At 70.8% G+C, this 18,267-nt stretch carries 15 protein-coding genes; 7 read left to right on the plus strand and 8 right to left on the minus strand.

Translation table 11 applies throughout. From position 1 onward, the window contains the following. Positions 1-238: 238 nt before the first annotated feature. On the plus strand, positions 239-544 hold the full coding sequence (locus tag ABZ801_RS39785) for a hypothetical protein (protein WP_360708685.1): 306 nt from the start codon (positions 239-241) through the stop codon (positions 542-544). Positions 545-810: 266 nt separating this feature from the next. On the opposite strand, the gene ABZ801_RS39790 is transcribed toward ABZ801_RS39785, so the two are convergent. Both ABZ801_RS39790 and ABZ801_RS39795 read right to left on the minus strand, forming a co-directional pair. After that, positions 811-1,158: a hypothetical protein gene (locus ABZ801_RS39790; RefSeq protein ID WP_360708688.1), complete on the minus strand. Its 348-nt coding sequence runs from the start codon at positions 1,156-1,158 to the stop codon at positions 811-813. Between the two features lie 646 nt (positions 1,159-1,804). Beyond that, positions 1,805-4,099: an N-acetylmuramoyl-L-alanine amidase gene (locus ABZ801_RS39795; RefSeq protein ID WP_360708691.1), complete on the minus strand. Its 2,295-nt coding sequence runs from the start codon at positions 4,097-4,099 to the stop codon at positions 1,805-1,807. A gap of 227 nt (positions 4,100-4,326) precedes the next feature. On the opposite strand from ABZ801_RS39795, the gene ABZ801_RS39800 reads away from it, so the two are divergent. After that, positions 4,327-5,454: a hypothetical protein gene (locus tag ABZ801_RS39800; RefSeq protein ID WP_360708694.1), complete on the plus strand. Its 1,128-nt coding sequence runs from the start codon at positions 4,327-4,329 to the stop codon at positions 5,452-5,454. An 82-nt stretch (positions 5,455-5,536) separates the two neighbouring features. Here ABZ801_RS39800 and ABZ801_RS39805 read toward each other — a convergent pair whose 3' ends face one another. Then, positions 5,537-9,835 (minus strand): ThuA domain-containing protein, encoded by a 4,299-nt coding sequence (locus tag ABZ801_RS39805; protein ID WP_360708697.1) that lies wholly within the window; start codon positions 9,833-9,835, stop codon positions 5,537-5,539. A gap of 427 nt (positions 9,836-10,262) precedes the next feature. On the opposite strand from ABZ801_RS39805, the gene ABZ801_RS39810 reads away from it, so the two are divergent. Continuing rightward, entirely contained in the window at positions 10,263-11,318 is a 1,056-nt protein-coding gene (locus ABZ801_RS39810; RefSeq protein WP_360708700.1) for a DUF1080 domain-containing protein, read from the plus strand. 324 nt (positions 11,319-11,642) lie between these two features. Here ABZ801_RS39810 and ABZ801_RS39815 read toward each other — a convergent pair whose 3' ends face one another. Further along, positions 11,643-12,071, minus strand: a complete 429-nt coding sequence (locus ABZ801_RS39815; protein ID WP_360708702.1) for a MarR family transcriptional regulator — start codon at positions 12,069-12,071, stop codon at positions 11,643-11,645. A 155-nt stretch (positions 12,072-12,226) separates the two neighbouring features. On the opposite strand from ABZ801_RS39815, the gene ABZ801_RS39820 reads away from it, so the two are divergent. Then, on the plus strand, positions 12,227-13,114 hold the full coding sequence (locus ABZ801_RS39820; RefSeq protein ID WP_360708705.1) for an MBL fold metallo-hydrolase: 888 nt from the start codon (positions 12,227-12,229) through the stop codon (positions 13,112-13,114). A gap of 155 nt (positions 13,115-13,269) precedes the next feature. Here ABZ801_RS39820 and ABZ801_RS39825 read toward each other — a convergent pair whose 3' ends face one another. Together ABZ801_RS39825 and uppS are read right to left on the minus strand one after the other, a co-directional pair. After that, positions 13,270-14,703 (minus strand): oxygenase MpaB family protein, encoded by a 1,434-nt coding sequence (locus ABZ801_RS39825; protein ID WP_360708708.1) that lies wholly within the window; start codon positions 14,701-14,703, stop codon positions 13,270-13,272. Next, entirely contained in the window at positions 14,700-15,428 is a 729-nt protein-coding gene (uppS, locus tag ABZ801_RS39830) for a polyprenyl diphosphate synthase (protein WP_360708710.1), read from the minus strand. The genes ABZ801_RS39825 and uppS overlap by 4 nt, the downstream gene beginning before the upstream one ends. 386 nt (positions 15,429-15,814) lie before the next feature. Here uppS and ABZ801_RS39835 point away from each other — a divergent pair, with 386 nt between their 5' ends. After that, a complete protein-coding gene (locus tag ABZ801_RS39835) occupies positions 15,815-16,291 on the plus strand; it encodes an Lsr2 family protein (protein ID WP_360708713.1) in 477 nt (158 codons plus the stop codon). Positions 16,292-16,678: 387 nt separating this feature from the next. Here the strand turns inward: ABZ801_RS39835 and ABZ801_RS39840 are convergent, their stop codons facing one another. Beyond that, the gene (locus ABZ801_RS39840; protein WP_360708716.1) at positions 16,679-17,113 is read right to left on the minus strand and encodes a hypothetical protein; all 435 of its coding nucleotides are present in this window, start codon (positions 17,111-17,113) and stop codon (positions 16,679-16,681) included. 263 nt (positions 17,114-17,376) lie between these two features. On the opposite strand from ABZ801_RS39840, the gene ABZ801_RS39845 reads away from it, so the two are divergent. Then, positions 17,377-17,718: a hypothetical protein gene (locus tag ABZ801_RS39845; protein WP_344945669.1), complete on the plus strand. Its 342-nt coding sequence runs from the start codon at positions 17,377-17,379 to the stop codon at positions 17,716-17,718. A 15-nt stretch (positions 17,719-17,733) separates the two neighbouring features. Here ABZ801_RS39845 and ABZ801_RS39850 read toward each other — a convergent pair whose 3' ends face one another. Next, positions 17,734-17,973 (minus strand): hypothetical protein, encoded by a 240-nt coding sequence (locus tag ABZ801_RS39850; RefSeq protein ID WP_360708719.1) that lies wholly within the window; start codon positions 17,971-17,973, stop codon positions 17,734-17,736. Positions 17,974-18,187: 214 nt separating this feature from the next. Here ABZ801_RS39850 and ABZ801_RS39855 point away from each other — a divergent pair. Next, positions 18,188-18,267, plus strand: an 80-nt coding sequence (locus tag ABZ801_RS39855) for an Hsp70 family protein (RefSeq protein WP_360708727.1), incomplete at its 3' end; no start/stop codon positions are given.

Here is an 18,267-nt window from a genome sequence, read left to right on the forward strand (position 1 = left end):
CTCGCTTCCAAGGTTCGCTATGTCATCTGGGGGATCCGGTGACCGGGACGCCGAGGGCCCGGCTAGCGGATGCAAGTCGGGCCCTCGATAATTTCCAGCGGTGGTGGCGCTACCTCGCCGCACTGCTGACGCTGAACGTGCCACCTGTGCCCGCGATCGTTGCCGACTTCGTCAACATCACCCCGCTGAAACCGTGTCCCCAGCCGCCGTGTCCCCAGCCGCCGTGTCCCCAGCCGCCGTGGCCGAAGTGGTGGCCGAAGTGGTGGCCGTGATGGAAGAAGTGGCGGTGGTGGTGGCCGAAGTGACGGTGGTGGTGGCCGAAGTGGTGGTGGAACCTGTGGTGGTGCCTGAACCCGTCGTGCGGGTCGGAGACCTGCACGCTGGCGTTCTGATGAGTCGCCGAGACGGGTCCGGCGAGAGCCATCGTCGGGGCTCCGAGAGCCACGACCGGCGCCGCGACGCCCGCGATGGCAATGCGCTGGATTCTCGTCGTCATCTGTTGTCGCCCCCCGTCCGCTGTGCGATGCACACAGCGGCTGCATGAGGTGTATCTATGGTGGGCCAAATATCCGGGAGATATTGCAATCGGGTGTCAAATCTGGACAGCGATCCTTTCCCCGATATTTGGCTGTGCTTGGCGTTCGCCGAGCTTTGCTTGCGTCCTGCTGTCGGCGCTGTGGTCTGGTGTCACGCCGCCACGTGTGGCCCGCTTACGCAGATCTCCGGGGGCGGTGTGCGGCCATGAACGGTAGATCATCCGAGGGCTCGATCCTCGGTGTGTCAACGGCCTTCAGCGGTATCGCCGCGGTGTCACCTGGCAGCGCTCACCACGGTGCTGGAGAACGCGCCGCCAGGCCCCGCGAACGTGACCGTCTTCTTGAAGAACACTCCGCCGTCGTCGAACCCGAAGCGCCCGTGCCCGAAGCCGAAGCCGCGGTGCTCGAACCCGAAGCGGTGGTGGTGCCCGAACCCGAAGCGGTGGTGCCCGAAGCCGAAGCCACCGTGGTGGCCCCAGCCGTCGTTCCAGCCGACCGAGTGCGCCGCGACGCTGTGCTCCGACACCGAGGTGGTGGAGGCCAGGGCCATCGTCGGAACCCCCAGGGCCATGGACCCGGCCGCGACACCCACGACGGCGAGCCGCTGGATCTTCTTCGTCATGTGCTGTCACCCCCGTCCGCTGCGCGAGCGCACAACGCCCTTTTAACTTTCAACCTACGCCGCCCGATCTGTCGGGTAGATGGTTAAAAGTGCAACTTAATCCCAAGGTTCGCTATGTCATCCGGGCTGCCCCCCAGGCCCGCCGGATCGCTGTCTCCGGCCACTGCGGCATGGCCGCCCGAATCCCCTCGGACGAGGTGGATCGGCCCCTCCCGCGCCGCCCTCCGAGGGCAAGGCCGGCCGCGCCGTCCGCTGCACCGGAGGGCATCCGGCAGCCGTCCGATCAAGGGTGTGATCGTAGGGGCTCTGGAAGCTCAAGTGGTCCAGCAAGGAAGGGAGACGTCGGCGACCTCCCACCGCGCCTCGGCGCCGCAACCAGAGATCACCACGCGCCTCCCGCAGTCGATCGATCGCGGTCACCACACAGAGATCGCCGGCGCGGCTCATCGTCCGGACATGCGTCCACCTGTCCCCGTCCGATGAGGATGACCGCCCCCACTGCCGCCGCCCGGCTGTCCAGCGCTGTGCCGCGGCGCGCAGATCTGGCTGGCGCGCCGGTCGCACACAGTGCGCTTCTCAGGCGTTGCCGGCATTCGGCCGATGCCCGCCTGGGGGCCTCCCAGAGGCCCCCAGGCGGGGCTGGGCCCTACTTGATGTAGGCGATGCCGTCGGTGACCACGGTGGGGCGCCCGGAGGTGCCCGCCACGACGATCTTGATGGTGTGCTTGGCGCTGGTGCTCCAGGTCTTGGTCCAGACGACCTGGCGGTAGTAGCTCTTGCTGTACCTGGTGTCGACGTAGGCGGTCTTGACGCCGTCCACGTAGACGTAGAAGGCGCCGTAGTTGGTCGACCGCCTGACGATCAGGCCGACGGAGCGTCCCGTGAACGTGTAGGCGGCGCTGGCGTTGCGGGCGGTGCTGTAGTAGGCGCGGCCGCCGACGTAGCTGCTGCCGCTCGTCGCCTTCCAGGTGCCGGTGCGCCTGGAGCCGCTTTCGTGGATCAGCGAGCCGGTACGGGTCACCGCGGAGACCCGCGTGTTCCCGGCGGCGTCGGCCGCGGTCAGCGACCAGACCGTGGAGGCGTTGGACTTGGCGGAGGACTTCCAGTTCGTGGTCGTGGGCGAGAACGTCGCCGCGGTGGGCGAGGTGGCCCTGATCGACTGCAGCACCGTGTTGTCGGTGGCCTTCCAGCCGAGCTTGACCGGGATCGAGCCGCCCAGGGTGACGGTGCCGGTGTTCACGCCGAGTCCGGCGGGGGTGGTGAAGACCGGCGCGGTCGTGTCGACGGTCATGCGGTAGGCGGGCGAGGTCGCCGTGGTGCCGTTGATGTTGGTGGCGCGCAGCCGGACGTCGTGGGACCCGGCGGACAGGGTGATCTTCGCCGAGGTCGACGTCCCGCCGGGCCTGGCGACGACCGTGTGGCCGACGAGCACCTCATAGCCGGAGACGGCGGCGGGCTTCCAGCCGAGCGTCACCGTTCCCTTGGTGTAGTAGGTGGTGCCCACCTTGGTCGCGCCCGCGGTGGAGGTGAGCGCGACGGACGTGACCGGCGTCGCCCACTGCTTGGCCTCGGTGCGGATCGCCGGAAGCTTGTCGTAGAGCAACTGCCCTGGGCACTCGGTGGCGTAGCCGTCACGATGCCCGGAGACGGTGTTGAAGCTGACCGTTTCGCCCGCCGGGAACTTGCCGTTGTTGATCGTGGTGGTCATCGAGGCCTTGCCGGTCGGGTCGCCGCCGTGCAGGCCGAGTTTCCAGGCGGCGACTCTGGCGACCGCGCTGAGAGCCGGCTGCGCGGGGGCGGTCTTGGTGTAGTCGCCCAGCACGGAGATGCCGGACGAACCGGTGTTGAACCCGTAGGTGTGCGCCCCGATCAGCGGCTTGTCGATGCCGCCCTTGCGGCCCTCGAAGATGGTGCCGCACTTGTCGACCAGGAAGTTGTAGCCGAGGTCGTTCCAGCCGTTGGTCTTGACGTGGTAGAGCAGCAGCGACCGGACGATGGCCGGGGACTCGGCGCAGGTGTAGTTGTTGGTGCCCGCCGTGTGGTGGGTGAAGACGACCTTGACCGAGGGCGCGTATTCGGCGGGTTCCTTGACCAGGCTCTCGTCGGCGCCCCACTGCGCGCGGGTGACCACGGTGGGCTGCGGGGCCGTGCTGGACGCGGCGGTGACGCCCGCCGACGTGCCCGACTCCGGCGACGCGGACGAGGTGGGAGACGGCGATCCGGTCGGGTCCTCGCTCGGCGGGGCCGGATCGGCCGGCGGGGCCCCGTCGGCCGGGGACGCGGGATCGGCCGGCGCCGACGGCTCGGTGGCGGTTTCGGTCGGGCCGGCGGTCGGATCCGTGGACGGGTCCGCTGCGGGGGGCTCGGTGCTGACGGCACCGGCCAGCACCGCCGTCCCGGGGCCGATCGCCCGGGGCTTCGGCTTCGCCGCGCCGTCGCCCGGGTCGATCAGCTCGACGCGGAGCCCGGCCGGCAGCGCGCGGCCCTTGCCCGCGACGCGGACCTGCACGCCGTTGGACGGGCCGACCCACAGGGGCGCGGTCGCGCCGCGTACCCGCGACTCCGACCGCGCGTCGTCGCCGGGACCGTCCTCGTTGTGCGCCTCCACCGGCTGCCACGGCGTCCAGGTGCCGCCTGCGGCGCTGCGGGTACGGACCTGCACCGTCCCGTCGATGACGGCGCGGGGGTCGGTCCAGGAGACCCCCAGCATGCTGAACGGCTTGGTGCGCTCGGCGGGCAGGCCCATGACCTGGTGCTGTGCGCCCGCCGTCCCCTGCGCGCCGGACATGTCGCGCAGGGCCACGGTGTGCACCTCGCCGGGACCGGGACGGGGTGCGGATCCGGCCGAGGCCGTGAGGGAGTCCCCGCCCAGTACGTAGACCACCGCTCCGGCCGAGACCAGCCCGGCGGTGGACAGCGCGACGATCACGCGCCTTTTCATGACTCTCCGCTCTCGTAGAGGAACGATCGGTGTCCATCTCGAGAAAAGCCCTTCCGGCGGGGATGGGAGGGCGAGCACTCGATTATCGACTCAGACAGGTCAGCGTAACGTTGGCCGCTTTTGTCACAGAACTGGTCCCGCGCACCAGGCCGGACGCGGCCACGGAACCGTCCCGTCGGACGGTTATTCGGTTGGCGGATGTGCCGGGGCTCGTTAGCCTCGCGCCGGTGAGCGGTGGCGTGATTCCGGTGTTGTGGTTGTGCGGTCCGTCCGGTGTCGGCAAGTCGAGCGCGGCGTTCGAGATCTTCTCCCAGATCTCCCGTGCCGGAGTCCGGGCGGCGTTCCTCGATCTCGATCAGATCGGTCTGTGCTATCCCGTCGACGACGAGCACCGCGTGAAGATCGACGCACTGGGCGCGGTCTGGCCGAACTACCGGGCGGCCGGGGCGGAGTGCCTGATCCTTTCCGGCGTCGTGGACACCGCCGAGCAGGCTCGGGCGTACGCCGGCGCGATGCCGGGCGCGGCCGTGACCTTGTGCCGCCTGCGCGTGCACGCGGACGAGCTGCGCCGGCGGTTCGTCGGCCGTGGGTGGCGTCCCGAGCTCGTGGACCGGGCCGTCGCCGCGGCTGGCGCCCTGGACCGCACCGGCTTCGCCGACCTGTGCGTCGACACCGACGGGCTGGCGGTGCCCGAGGTCGCCCGCACGGTGCGTGAACGGATCGGCGAATGGCCCGCCGCCGCGCCGTCATCGCCGCCCGCGCCGCTCGTCCCGCGAGCCGGTGCCGCGATCGCGACGCCGACGCTGTGGTTGTGCGGGCCGGTGGGCGTCGGCAAGTCCACGGTCGGATACGAGGTGTTCCGGCAGGTCATCGGCGACGGCGTCACGGCCGCGTACGTGGACGCGCGGCAGATCGGCTTCCTGCGGCCGGCCGGCGGCGACCCCGGCGGCCACGCTCTCAAGGCGGCCAACCTGGCGGCCCTGGAAGCGGTGTTCCGCTCGGCCGGGGCGCAGTGCCTGATCGTCTCCGGGGAGGCCGGTCACCCGGACGCCTACACCGGTCTCTTCCCGGCGTCCGTGCTGACGGTGTGCCGCCTCGACGCCGGGCCGGACCGGCTGGCCGAGCGCCTCCTTATGCGCGGCCGGGGGCACGGACCGGTCATCCCGGGCGACGAGTTGCGAGGGCTGCCCGAGGAGACGCTCCTGAAGATCGCCGAGCGCGCCGCAGCCGAGGGCGCCACCGGAGCAGACGGCGCCGTCCGTGTCGACACCGATGAGCGGTCGGCGGCGGACGCGGCGCGGGCCGTGCGCGCGGCGGCCGGTGACTGGCCGCGCCCGCGCACCCCGTCCGCATGAAAAGGCGGCGGGGCATGAAAAGGCGGCGGGGCCGGGTGCGGGAGGTGGGCACCCGGCCCCGCCGGGGCGGGGGGCGGTCGTTCTATGAGAGCGGGGCGATCCGGATGTTCTTGAAGCGGATGCCGCCGCCGTTGTTCTCCAGGCCGATGTGACCGGCGAGTTCGCGGTCACCGGTGTAGGTGTTCACCAGCTGGTCGTTCCAGTAGATCTTGTACTCCTGGCCGCGGACCTCGATGCGCACCTTGTTGTAGCCGCCGCCGACCGGCTTGACGTTGAGGATGTCGGCGGCGTCGATCCCGTCGATCGAGCCGGTGCGGAACCGGGCCTCCTCCACCCGGTCCAGGATCGAGACCTGGTAGCCCTTGGTCTGCGGGTCGGCCACCGCGGAGTCGCCGTCCGGGATCCGCAGGAAGATGCCGGAGTTGGCGCTCACGCTGTCCTGCTCGTACTCCAGTTCCAGCGTGTAGTCGCGGTACTGCCCGCGCTGGTACCACAGCGCGCCGCGTCCGCCCTGCGGCGTCAGCACACCGTTGTTGACCGTGAACGAGCCGGAGCCGGCGTGGTCCCAGCCGCCCAGGGTCTTGCCGTCGAACAGGTTCACGAAGCCGTCGGAGCCGGCGACCGGCCTCCAGGTGACCTTCGTGGTGTCGGCGACGTAGTCGGTGCGCAGGTTGGCGGGGGTGTCGCCGTTCACCACCAGCACCTTGGCGCCGTCCTTGACGCAGGAGTTCTGATATCCGGCGCAGGCCACGACGATGTCGTCGGCGCCGACCGGGCTGGTGTAGGTGAGCTTGGCGTTGCCCCTGGCGTCGGTCTTGGTGATCGTCTCCTCGGCGAGCTGGTAGGGGGTGCCGCTGGTGTGCCCGGCGGGCAGCGGCGCGGCGGGCGCCTTGCGGAACACCTGGATGGTCATGTCGTGGCCCTTGGGCGAGGTGCCGCGCCTGGGGTTGAGCTTGGCGACGGCGGTGTGCTGCTTGCCGGTGTCGCGGGTCGCGTTGTCCGGCGTCACCCTGATCGTGCCCTCGACCTTCTTCGCCACGGTGACCTTGGCCGCCGTGCCGGTGCCGAGCGCGCCGCCGGACGAGTCGGTCACCGTGACCTTGGCGGTGTACTCGCCGGGCTTGGCGTAGGCGTGCGTCACCGACGCGCCCTGGCCGGTCGTGCCGTCGCCGAAGTCCCACGTGTACGCGGCGTCGGACGGGGCGTCCGGCGCGGCGGCGGTGAACGTGACGTTCAGCGGCGCGGGTCCGCTCTTCTCGTTGGCGGTGACCTGGACGCCGATCGCCTCGGCCATGCCCTTGCCGTTGAACCGGACCGAGTCGACGTCGAACAGCGCGCCGGTCGAGTCGGGGTTCTTGAAGACGAGGAACAGCTTGCCGGCGCCGCCGCCCGGGTCGGTGAGCGGGACGGCCGGCAGGGTGACGTACCGGTCGAAGCCGCCGGTGCCGGCGACCTTGGCCGTGCCCGCCAGCGGACCGGTCGGGGAGTCCTTGCGGATCTCGATGGTGCCGCCGGCCCCGCCGGAGGACACCCGGAACGTCGCCGACGTCATGTTCTTCAGGTCGACGGGGTTGAACGCCAGCCAGTCGCCGTTGTTGATCGCGCCGATGCGCCGGCCGCCCTCGGCGCCGCCGTGGCTGACGATGGACGTGCCGTTGTTCTCGGTGAAGTGCTCGGCCTGCTTGCGCTTCTTCTGCAACAGGATCTGCTGGGTGCCCTCCAGGCCGGGCACGCCGTCGGAGCCCTTGTCGGTGTACGTGGCGCGCAGCACGGTGAAGACGTTGGCGTCGTCGCCGTGGCCTTCGACGTTCTCCAGCGCAAAGCTGCCCTCGCAGCCGTTCTTCTCCAGGATCGGATGGGCGTGCAGGTCGTGTCCGAGCGCGACCTGCAGTTTGACGGCCTGGCAGTCGATCTGGCCGTCCTCGGCGTCGGTCACGTTGATCTTGTAGGGGATCGTCTCGCCGAAGTCGGCGAAGCCGCCGTTGGCGGGCGACGCGATCGTCACCGCCGGCGCGTTGTTGCCCGCGGTGATCGGGAACGACTGCACCGACGACTTGCCCGTCACGTCGCTGACCATCAGCCGGGCCTGGAAGGCGCCCTTGGCGGTGTAGGTGTGCTCGGCGACCGGCTGGTCGGAGTCGGTGGTGCCGTCGCCGTCGAAGTCCCACGCGTAGGCGATGGGGTCGCCGTCCGGGTCATGGGTGCCGGTGGCGTCGAACTTCACCGTCAGCGGGACGCTGCCGGACGTCGGCGTCGCCGTCGCCTGGATGACCGGCGACCGCTTGCCCTTGACGTAGTCGACCTTGTAGAGGCCGACGCGCGGGCCGACGGTGAAGAACCCGCCGCCGTAGTCCAGGAAGTACAGCGACCCGTCCGGGCCGAACTCCATGTCCATCGGCTGCCCGTTCACCGAGCCGTCCGTGCTGGTGAACACGTTCGGCAGGAAGGTGTTGATGTTGAGCAGGTCGCCCTTGTCGTCGAGCTTGACGTCCCAGGCGCGGTGCCGGGAGTAGTCGTAGAAGAACGGCGTGCCCTCGTAGTAGGCGGGGAACTTGGTGTCGGACTGCAGGTTCTCGTCGTACCGGTAGACCGGCGCGCCCATCGCCGTGCGGCCGCCCGGGGTGGGCGGGCAGAACTGCGGCAGCTCGTTCCAGGTGGCGCAGTCGTTGGGGTACCACAGCAGCGGCGGCGTCATCGGCGGCAGCTCGCGCAGCCCCGTGTTGTTCGGCGAGTCGTTGACGAGGTTGTCGCAGTCGAACGGCGGGCCGGTGGTGCCCGTGGCGAAGTCGTAGTCGAAGTACGGCTTCTTGTTGGCCTGGCAGTACGGCCAGCCGTGGTTGGCCGGGCCGCGGATCTGGTTGAGCCGCTCGTACGCCTCCGGGCCCTGCGTCGGGCTGTCCTCGTTGGCGTCCGGGCCGACGACGCCCATGTAGACCCAGTCGGTCTTCTTGTCGACGTCGAACCGGAACGGGTTGCGCTCGCCCATCGTGTAGATCTCGGGCTTGGTCCTGTCGGTGCCCGGCGGGAACATGTTGCCCTCGGGGATCGAGTACGACCCGTCGTCGTTGACCTTGATCCGCAGCATCTTGCCGCGCAGGTCGTTGGTGTTGGCGGCGTGGCCCTGCTCGTCGTAGTCCTCGCGGCCGGGCCGCTCGTCGATCGGCGAGTACCCGTTGGACTGCCACGGGTTGATGTTGTCACCGGTCGACAGGTACAGGTTGCCCTTGGAGTCGAAGCCGATGTCGCCGCCGACGTGGCAGCACAGGCGCCGCTGCGTCGGGACGTGCAGGATCTTCTGCTCGGTGCTCAGGTCGAGCCTGTTCCCGACCAGCTTGGCGCGCGACAGGACGTTCTCGGGCGTCGTCCCGGCGGGGGAGTAGTAGAAGTAGACCCAGCCGTTGTCCTTGAAGTCCGGGTCGAGTTCGACGCCCTGCAGGCCGTCCTCCTCGCCGGTGTAGACGTCGATGGTGGCGGCCAAGGAGACCTCGCCCGTCCGCTGGTCGAACAGGCGGAACTCGCCGCGCCGGCTCGTCATCAGCACCCGGCCGTCGGGCAGCACGGCCAGGTCCATCGGCTCGCCGACGTCCTTGGTGAGCAGGCTGGTCTGGAAGTTCTTCCACACCGTGGCGCCGCAGTCGGACGCGACGGCGCCCGCCGCGGTCTGGATGCCGCCCAGCAGGTGCTTGCGGAACCCGTCGTCGTTGTACGTGGCGGCCTGGGTGCCCAGGCCCGAGTACCACGAACGTCCCTGGCGGACCTCGCCGCACCAGCTGATCGGGTGGTCGTAGCCCATCGTGCCGGTGCCGGGGGTGTAGGACTTCTCGTCCACCCCGGCCAGGACGTGCTGGTTGCCCCGCACGTTGGCGGTGTAGTTGTAGAACACGTCGTTCTGCTGGACGCGGCGCGGCAGGTCCTTGGTGGACGGGTGCGCCGGGTCGTACACCATGAGCTGCGCCTGCTGCGCGGCGGGCTTGGGTGACTTGGTGCGTGCGCCGATGGTGGCGCCGTACCAGTCCCAGCCGGGTTCGGCGTCGGCGGCGGTGTTGAGCGCCACCAGGCCGCCGCCCCGCTCGACGAAGCCCCGCAGCGCCGCCTGCTGGTCGTCATCGAGGACGTCGCCGGTCACCGACAGGAACACCACCGCCTTGTACTGGGCGAGGTTCGTCTCGGTGAACAGGCCGGAGTCCTCGGTGGTGTCGACGGCGAAGTCGTTCTCCGCGCCGAGTTCCCGGATGGCCGCGATACCCGCCGGGATGGAGTCCACGCGTTCCCCGGCGGTCTTGGAGAACACCAGGACCCGGTAGGAGGCGGCGGCCTTCGACCGGACGGTCTCAGCCCTGGCCGCCGCCGGCACGGCGGCCAGCATGGACAGGAGGAGCATCAGGGAGATGGACAGGAGCAATAGTCGGCTTTGAACCCAAGGCACGACGTCCTCCCCTGGACGTGTGAGCCCCGCGTCCTCCCCCGTGTGGTCGGGGCCGCGTTGATCAGTGCCTCCCGGATGCTAGAGGACTTTGCCCGGGTCGCCTAGATCTTTCGTTTCATCACTCGATGACTTTCTCCTGAAAGAGGCGAAAGATGATGCCGTCATTGATCAAGGTGGTATGCCCTACGAGCTGGCCTGGTGTCCGAATATGCGACAAAGGAGGGCCGGTCGTGGCCACATCCGGCCGCCCCTCCATCTGGGCGCCTCCGGGCTCCGTCCGGCGGACGGATCGACAACCCCTTTGCCAACTTTCGCCATTGACGAGACAAACATGCGCTGTAACAGTGCAAAGCAGGCTTCGTCCCCGGACCGAGGAGGATTCGTGGCTCCCCACCGACGCCGCCGCACGCCCCGCAGGACCATCGGCCTCACCTTCACGCTCGCGCTGGCGTCGACCGGGATGCTCGCGCCCGCGGCCACGGCGGCCACGGCGTCCGGCGGCGCCTCACCGGCCGCCTGCCCCGCCCCCGACGCCCGCCCCACGGTCTGGATCCTCGACGAGCGCACCACCGTGCCCAGCCGCCCGACCTCGGGCGGCTGCACCATCAACGACCTGATCGACGACGAGCGCGCCTGGGCGAGCAAGGGCGCGTTCCTGCGCCACGTCACCGCCGTGACCACCCGCCTCCGCAAGAAGCACCTGCTCAGCGGCAGGGAACAGGGCAGCCTGGTCGCCGCCGCGGCCCGCTCCGACGTCGGCAGGGGGAGCGGCTACGAGACCATCTTCGACGGCACCGCCGACTCGCTGTCGCGGTGGCTCCAGGCGCCCGGCGGCTCGTTCAGCCTCCAGCCGGACGGGACGATCCGCACCGTCGGCGGCCTCGGCATGCTGTGGTACGCGGGCAAGGACTACGGCGACTTCTCGCTGCGGCTGCAGTTCCGCGACGCGCGCACCGACGGCGGCTACTCCAACAGCGGCGTCTTCGTCCGCTTCCCCGACCTGCGCACCCCGCTGGAGGAGCGCCCGGCCGGCAGTTGCGGCACGGTCGGCTCGGCCCGCACCTCCCCGGCCTGGGTGGCGATCTACTGCGGCCACGAGATCCAGATCTACGACGGCCCCACCGGCGAACCGCAGAAGACCGGCTCGGTCTACAACTTCGGCACGATCGGCCTGGACCGGGCCCGCCCCACCCCGCCCGGCACCTGGAACGACTACGAGATCCGCGTCGAGGGCCAGCACTACACGATCATCCGCAACGGCGAAGTGATCAACGAGTTCGACAACACCCCCGGCAAGAACTCCTCGCGCGCCGGCGACCCGCCCACCGACCTGCGCCAGTTCACCCGGGGCTTCATCGGCCTGCAGAACCACGGCTCCAGCGACGTGGTCGACTTCCGCAACGTCCGCGTCCGCGAACTCCCCGCCCCCCGACCCTGACCGTCACGGGTTCGCTGACGCCCGCGGCAGACGAGGTCGTGGGCGCCCTGAGCTGAACGCCCCCCGCGAGGCCGAGGTGGCCAACACCGCCAACCTGCCCGCGGGGGCGCTGATGCCACGCCGTTCCGGCCTGCCGGGCCCGCTGTTGCCGGCCGCGACGCCGACGTTCGGCTGGCCGTCCGGCGGGGACTCTACGAGATCGTCTTCGGCGCCCTCGGCCGCGTCGCCGTGCCGCGCACCGTCTGCTACCCGCAGGACCACGGCGGGACGAGAACGTGGGAGGAGGTCTCGTCGGCTACCGGGATCCGGATCGCCGGCGTCGCCTCATGGACGGGTGATGGCTTGCTCGAGCAGGTTCTGAAGGACGCGCTGTTGCTCAGGGGAGAGGCCGGCCAGCGGTGAGTCCTGGGCGAGCAGTTCGAGGAGCCGTTCGCGGAGGGCGTTGCCCTCCGCGGTGAGGACGAGGTGCTTGGCGCGGCGGTCGGTCGGGTGCGGGCGGCGCTCGATGAGGCCCTGCTTCTCGAGCTTGTCGACGACGAAGGTGGCGTTGGACGGCTCGCAGCTCATGCGCTCGGCGAGATCTCGCATGGTCATCGGTCCGGTCATCTCCCGCAACGCGGTCGCCTGGGCCGCGGTGAGGCCCAAGGCGACGGCGCGTTCGCGAACGTGATCGGCGATCTGCTGGGCCAATCCGTTCACCAGGCCGCACAGCTCCCGCTCGGCGGTGGCCTGCGGGTCTGGAGACGTCGTCATGCGTCGATGCTAGCAAGTCCCTCAAGCCAGCATATTTCTAGCTTGAATATTTCTTGCTTGATGCTTACTGTGGTGCCCTCGCCGCCGGGGGACGCGGCGATGACCTGTTACCGACGTACTCACCCGGCGAACTCACGCCGACGAAGGAGAAGGACATGGCGACCTCCGTGGTTGACCACGACGAGCGGTTGCGGCGGCCTGCGGGAATCCGCTCGCTACGGCTGGGCGACACGACGGTGTCCTTTGTGCCCGACGGGGCCGTGCAGCTCCCGCCGCGCGGCTGGCTCCCGGACACCACCGACGAGGTGTGGACCGCCCACCCGGACTACCTGGACGACTCCGGTCACCTCGTGGCGAGCATCGGCGGCCTGCTGGTGGAGAACGGCGACCGCGCACTGCTGATCGACGCGGGGTTCGGGCCGCAGTCGCTGCCGCCCGATCCGGGAACCCCACGCGGCGCCATCCACGGGGGCGCGCTCCTGGACAATCTGGCCGAGCTCGGCCGCAGGCCGGAAGAGATCGAGTCGGTGGCCTTCACCCACCTGCACCCCGATCACCTCGGCTGGGCCTGGCATCCCGCCCCCGGCGGCGACCAGCCGGCGTTCGCCCATGCCGACCACCTCGTCTCCGAGCCGGAATGGGCCCAGCGCGACCTGCTGGAGACGCAGGGCATGACCGAGGAGCTCACCGCGATGGCACCGCGCGTCCGCACGGTGACGGACGGGCAGGAGATCTTCCCCGGCGTGCGGGTCCGGATCAGCGCCGGTCATACGGCCGGGCACGCGGAGTACGTCATCACATCGGGCGGACAGCGGCTGATCGCCTTCGGTGACGCCCTGCACTCACCGATCCAGGTCGATCACCCCGAATGGTCCGCTGCCGTCGACCACGACCCCGTACGGTCCGCCGAGCACCGTCGCCGTCTGGTCGCCGAACTGGAAGAGCCCCACACGATCGGCTTCGGCGTCCACTTCGCCGACGTGGTGTTCGGGCAGGTCCGGCGGGACGGCGACCGCCCCGCCTGGCGCCCCCTCGACGCCTGACCCCGCCGGGGGACCGGTACAACGACGATCGCGTGCGGACTCCCCACCACGTCGCGCACCGGGTACTGGCCGGGCATCGTCGCAGCCGCGCCGACCGCGACGGCCACGACGATGCCCGGCTTCGATCGGCTCGTCGGCCTGACCGGGGCCGACGGTCAGGCCTGGGTGAGCAGGGAGGTGTAGGCGACCGAGGAGCGCTGCCCCGACATGAACGCGACGAACTCGCGGATGAACTCGCTCCGTGAGTAGGAGCCGCCCTGGTCGCCGCCGTCCAGGTCGCGGGCGAACGCGGTACGGAACAACGCCCGGTGCTCGCCGGCGCTGATGGTCTGGTCGCCGTCGGCGTCGGCGACGTCGAACAGCACCTCGGCGACCTTGATCAGGGCGGGCCCGGCCAGGGAGGGAGCCGCCGCCGCGTACTCCTCCCGGGAGATGCGCCCGTCCCCGTCGGTGTCGAGCGCGGCCTGCAGCTCCCGCCACCAGGCGGCGTAGGCGTCGTACAGGCGGTGCTCGTCGTCCTCGTCCAGATCCAGCCGGCCGGCGATCTCCCGGGCCATGGCCGCCAGATCGGGCCAGTCCAGGTGGCCGTTGCCGGTCTGGTCCAGCACCTCGGCGAAGAACCGGTCGGCGGAGACGGCCGCCCCGCCGGTGGCCTCCGCCGGGTCGGGCGTGAGCAGCCGCCACAGGGCCGCGGCCCGCCTCGTGCGGCGGCGCAGCGCCCTCAGCACCTCGGGGCTGTCGCCGCCCGCGGGATCGAGGATGCTCATCACCGTGTCGGTCCGCGTCCAGGACCGGGGGAGCAGGCGGGTCGCCACGCCGCTGCCCACGTGGACGCCGCGGTTCAGCGCCTGCGCGCCGGGCACGTCGCCCAGTCCCGCCCGCCGCCGGAACTCCTCGGGCAGCGACGCCACGATGATCGCGCCCGCGACCGGACCGGCCACCGCCCGGCCCATCGCCCACACCGCGGGCCGGCCGCGCAGCAGCGGCGGCGGAGGCAGGTGGGAGAACAACCGGAACAGGATGATGCGCATCGCCTCGGTGTTCTCCAGCTCCCGGGCGATCACGTCGTCGTAGTAGGGCCAGAACTCCTGCAGCGTGGCGGGCAGCCGGCCGGCGTCGCCCTCCAGCAGCTCCAGGAACGCCCGGAACTCGGCGTACAGGCGCCGCAGGCCGGGGCCGTCCAGGGACTCACCGCTCAGCCGCACCATCGTCACCGTCGACTCGAACAGCGACGCCACCACCCACGCGCGGGCGGCGGGGTCCATCGCGTCGTAGGGCCGCCCCTGGTCGTCGGTGCCGGACATGCGCGCGTGCAGCCGGTTGAGCCGGGCCACCTCCCGGTCGCGGATCCGGCTGTCGCCGGACAGGATGCGGCGGGTGCTGAGCAGCGTGTTGCGCAGCCGCCGCCACGGATGCGCCACGAACGTGGAGTTGTCGATCAGCGCCGCGCCGATCTGCGGATGGGCGGCCTCCAGCACGGTCGCCCGCACCACCGCCAGGCCCCACCGGGCGTCGTCGCAGTACCCGTGCAGCAGCGAGTCCGTCCCCAGGAGGGCGGCGGGGCCGGCGGTGGGTGTGCTGTCGCTCATGGTGCTCCGTTTCCTGTCGTGGTCGGCGTCAGGACGTCGCCGAAGCGGCGTTCGCGGCGCCGGTAGGCGTCCAGGCACTCCCAGAAGTGCTCGGCCCGGAAGTCGGGCCACAGCACCCGAGGGAAGATCCACTCGGCGTACGCCACCTGCCAGAGCATGAAGTTGGAGATCCGCTGCTCGCCGGAGGTGCGGATGACCAGGTCCACGTCCGGGGTGTCGGGGTACGGCAGGTGCCCGGCGAAGCTCTCCTCGGTGACCTGGTCGGCCGGCACGCCCGCACGGATGAGCGACCGGGCCGCCTCCACGATGTCGCGGCGCCCCCCGTGGTCGAACGCCACCGTCAGCGTCATCCGCCGGTTGCCGCCGGTCAGCTCCATCAGGTCGGTGACGTCCCGCGCCAGCGACCGCGGGATCCGCGGATCGTTGACCCCCAGGAACCGGCAGCGGATTCCCCGCGCGTACAACGACGGCGCGTGCTTGCGCAGCGTCCGCCGCACCAGCCGCATGATGAAGTCGACCTCGTCGCCGGGACGCCGCCAGTTCTCCGTGGAGAAGGCGTACAGGCTGAGCCACCGCACCCCGGCCGTGTACGCCGCCTCGATCACATCGATCACGGCCGCCTCGGCCGCCTGGTGCCCGGCCGTCCGAGGCAACGACCGCTGCCGCGCCCACCGCCCGTTCCCGTCCATCACGCAGGCCACGTGACGGGGCACGCTCAACCCCACCCCACCCACCTCCGCCCTCGGCACCTGCCTCGTCGAGCGGCTCACCGGCTCGCCCGACGACGCGAAAGCAACCCTAACCACGCGTAAATGGCAAAGTGCAGAAAGTAAGGGCAGTAAAGCTTTGCCGGCACCCCCTTCGCCGCCACCGCCCCACCCGCGTACTCGCCCGCCGAGCCGGGGTGGCGGGCGTCATGGTCCCTCCCTCGGGTCGTGGTCGCGGTCACGATAGGGGGCGGCGCCGACAGTTCGGCGTCGGCGGGCCAGGGCCGCTTCGCGACGGGGTGACCTGGGCGTCAGCTCGAAACGGGACGCCGAGCCGAATGGGACGAGACGGGGTCGTCGGCGCTCTATGATGCTTGATCGCTGAGGACACAGGAGGGGGACCCATGGCCACCAAGGTCGTCATGGTTGACGACATCGACGGCTACGACGGTGAGGACGTCGCCAAGCGGGACTTCGAGGTCGCCGGTGCGAAGTTCACCATCGATCTGGGCGACGCGAACCACAAGCGCCTGCAGGAGGCGCTGGACACGCTCACGCCCTTCCTGGAGAAGGCGGCCGTGGTCAAGGCCGCCGGACGCTCCCGCAAGAGCGCCGCCGACACCTCGCCCAAGCTGCGCGGCTACACCAACACGGACGTCCGTGAGTGGGCCAAGGAGCAGGGCATCGAGGTCAGCGTCCGCGGCAAGATCGCCGACGAGGTGTACGAGCAGTTCATCGCGGCGCACCCCGACGCCAATCCGGAGGACGCCAACACCGAGGAGGCCAAGGCCGCGGCCGAGGACGCCAAGCCCGAGGAGGCCAAGGCCGAGGAGGCCAAGCCTGAGGAGGCCCAGCCGGACGAGGGCAAGGCGGAGGGCTGAGCAGGGAGCCCGGTAGGTAGGGCGGCCGTGTGGGCGCGGCCCATGCGGCCGTCGCGTGCCGGGAACGGGCCCGCACACCGGCCGTTGCCGGTCTGACTTCGGGGCCGCCTGTGTCGCAGGCGGCCCCGGAGTCAGGCGGCGGTCGTCTGGGGCGTGCGGAGCATCGAGAAGATCAGCCGCGCGACTGCGGCTTCGACAAGCGCCACCAGCGCCTTCGCGAGGACGGTGGCCAGGAGATCGGTCACGGTGGTTCACCTCGTGGTCGACTACAGCAATGACCGTTTTATCCGATTTCGGACATCCCTGTGCGGATCGAACGTGACCAGAAGGTGAACAGTTGGTAAGCGCCCTCCTGTCGGCTGGACGGCGGCGTCCTCAGGGCTCCGCCTAGGTCGTCTGGGTCTGCCCGGCCCGCTGCCGGCCGGTCGCCCGCCGTGCGACGGCGACCCCGACCCCGATCGCCGCGGCCACCGGCCAGTCCACGAGCCCGAACGCCGCCAGGGCGCCCAGCCCGGTGTAGTAGGCCAGCCGTCCGGGCGGCGGAAGCGAGGAGGCCATGGCCTTCCCGGCGTCGACGACCTGGTGCCCGGCCAGCCCGATCTGCGGCGTCGGCACTTGGAACCGGTGGACGGTCACATGCGGGGTGACGACGGGGACGGGAACGGTGGTCTTCTTCTGCTCCCGCGCCCGGGTCGCCCTCGGTGTGCTCGTCGTCGCCGCGGAGCGCCGCCGCGTGGTGGTGGCGGCCCGGCTCGGGCTCTCCGTGCCCCTCCGCTGTGTGGTGCGTCTGCGTGTTGTCCTGGTTTCGGCGACTGTCGCCATGTCGGCCCCCGGCACTGTCTCGGCTTGACCACGTCTCGGAGGACGGAGCGCTGGCCTTCTGCCCCGTCCTCGCAAGTCGAAGTCCGTGTGGTGGGGGGCTACCCACAGGCCGTCGGCCAAACATCGCCGGCCGCCTATCTGCTTGCCGCATTGCTTACCGCCTTTTGCCTGGTCTGCGGCTTGTGACCGGTGGCTCCGGGGTACGGCACCGCCCGATGCCCGGCGAGCGGCATCGATGCGCCGGGACGGGGAGGGGGAAGGCAGTGCTGATGCAGGTGATCCGGGTTGTCGGCCTGGCCGTGGGCGACTGGCAACTCCAGCCCGCCGTGCCACCGCTGAGCAGCCGGGAACATCGGGAACTGGCCCAGACCCTGCGGCGGCTGCCGTCCTGCTACCGCGACCGGCTGCCCCAGCCGACGCTGCGGCGCGTCACCAGGGAGGCGGCCAGCGGACGCTGGGAGAAGGCCGTGGAGCTCCTGGTCGCCGCCCTGCACACGCGCGCCGCCCCCGTCACCGCCGCCGAACGCGACGAGCTGCGCGCCGTCGCGACGGCCCTGGCCATGCCCGCGCCCGCCGAGCGGGTCGACCGGCTCCCGCCGCGCTGAGCCGGGCGACCGGCGTCAGGTCTCCCCGACGGCCTTGAGCACCCGCCCGCCCGCGAGCCGGTCCATGGCGTCCTGTGCGCAGGCCGGCGACATCGCGGCCAGTGGGTCCACGCCGTCCGGCAGCCGGACGATCGTGGTGCCCGCGCGCAGGTAGATGTACTCGCCCCAGGCCCCCGACAGCGCGGGCTCCTTGCTGGCCGGGCGGTTGACGCCGTAGGTGCGGCGCGCCGAGGTCGGCTCCCGTTCGTCCGTCATCCCGACCTCCCGGTGCGGAGCCTGCGCCGACGACCACACCGCACGGCAAATCGCGCGCTCACATAAGTTGAGTCGCCCAGACTCAACTCGCTTGACGGGACGATCTCCGTCGGGCAGTCTGGCCCTACGGAGCGGCGAAGTTATGCCTATGCGACTCAACTTGTCTGCGTCAGGTGCGCGGACGACGACGTGACAACGCCGGAGGACGAGAGACATGGGACGTGCGGTCGGTATCGACCTCGGGACGACCAACTCGGTCGTCGCGATTCTGGAGGGCGGCGAGCCCACCGTCAT

Source organism: Actinomadura sp. NPDC047616 (assembly GCF_040642915.1).
In the GTDB taxonomy this organism is placed as follows: Bacteria; Actinomycetota; Actinomycetes; order Streptosporangiales; family Streptosporangiaceae; genus Spirillospora; species Spirillospora miaoliensis.

Excerpts from the sequence above, each read along its gene's own strand:
- ABZ801_RS39790 (WP_360708688.1), bottom strand. The coding sequence starts at position 1,158 with ATGACGAAGAAGATCCAGCGGCTCGCCGTCGTGGGTGTCGCGGCCGGG.
- ABZ801_RS39795 (WP_360708691.1), bottom strand. The coding sequence starts at position 4,099 with ATGAAAAGGCGCGTGATCGTCGCGCTGTCCACCGCCGGGCTGGTCTCG.
- ABZ801_RS39805 (WP_360708697.1), bottom strand. The coding sequence starts at position 9,835 with ATGCTCCTCCTGTCCATGCTGGCCGCCGTGCCGGCGGCGGCCAGGGCT.
- ABZ801_RS39815 (WP_360708702.1), bottom strand. The coding sequence starts at position 12,071 with ATGACGACGTCTCCAGACCCGCAGGCCACCGCCGAGCGGGAGCTGTGC.
- ABZ801_RS39820 (WP_360708705.1), top strand. The coding sequence starts at position 12,227 with ATGGCGACCTCCGTGGTTGACCACGACGAGCGGTTGCGGCGGCCTGCG.
- ABZ801_RS39825 (WP_360708708.1), bottom strand. The coding sequence starts at position 14,703 with ATGAGCGACAGCACACCCACCGCCGGCCCCGCCGCCCTCCTGGGGACG.
- ABZ801_RS39835 (WP_360708713.1), top strand. The coding sequence starts at position 15,815 with ATGGCCACCAAGGTCGTCATGGTTGACGACATCGACGGCTACGACGGT.
- ABZ801_RS39840 (WP_360708716.1), bottom strand. The coding sequence starts at position 17,113 with ATGGCGACAGTCGCCGAAACCAGGACAACACGCAGACGCACCACACAG.
- ABZ801_RS39850 (WP_360708719.1), bottom strand. The coding sequence starts at position 17,973 with ATGACGGACGAACGGGAGCCGACCTCGGCGCGCCGCACCTACGGCGTC.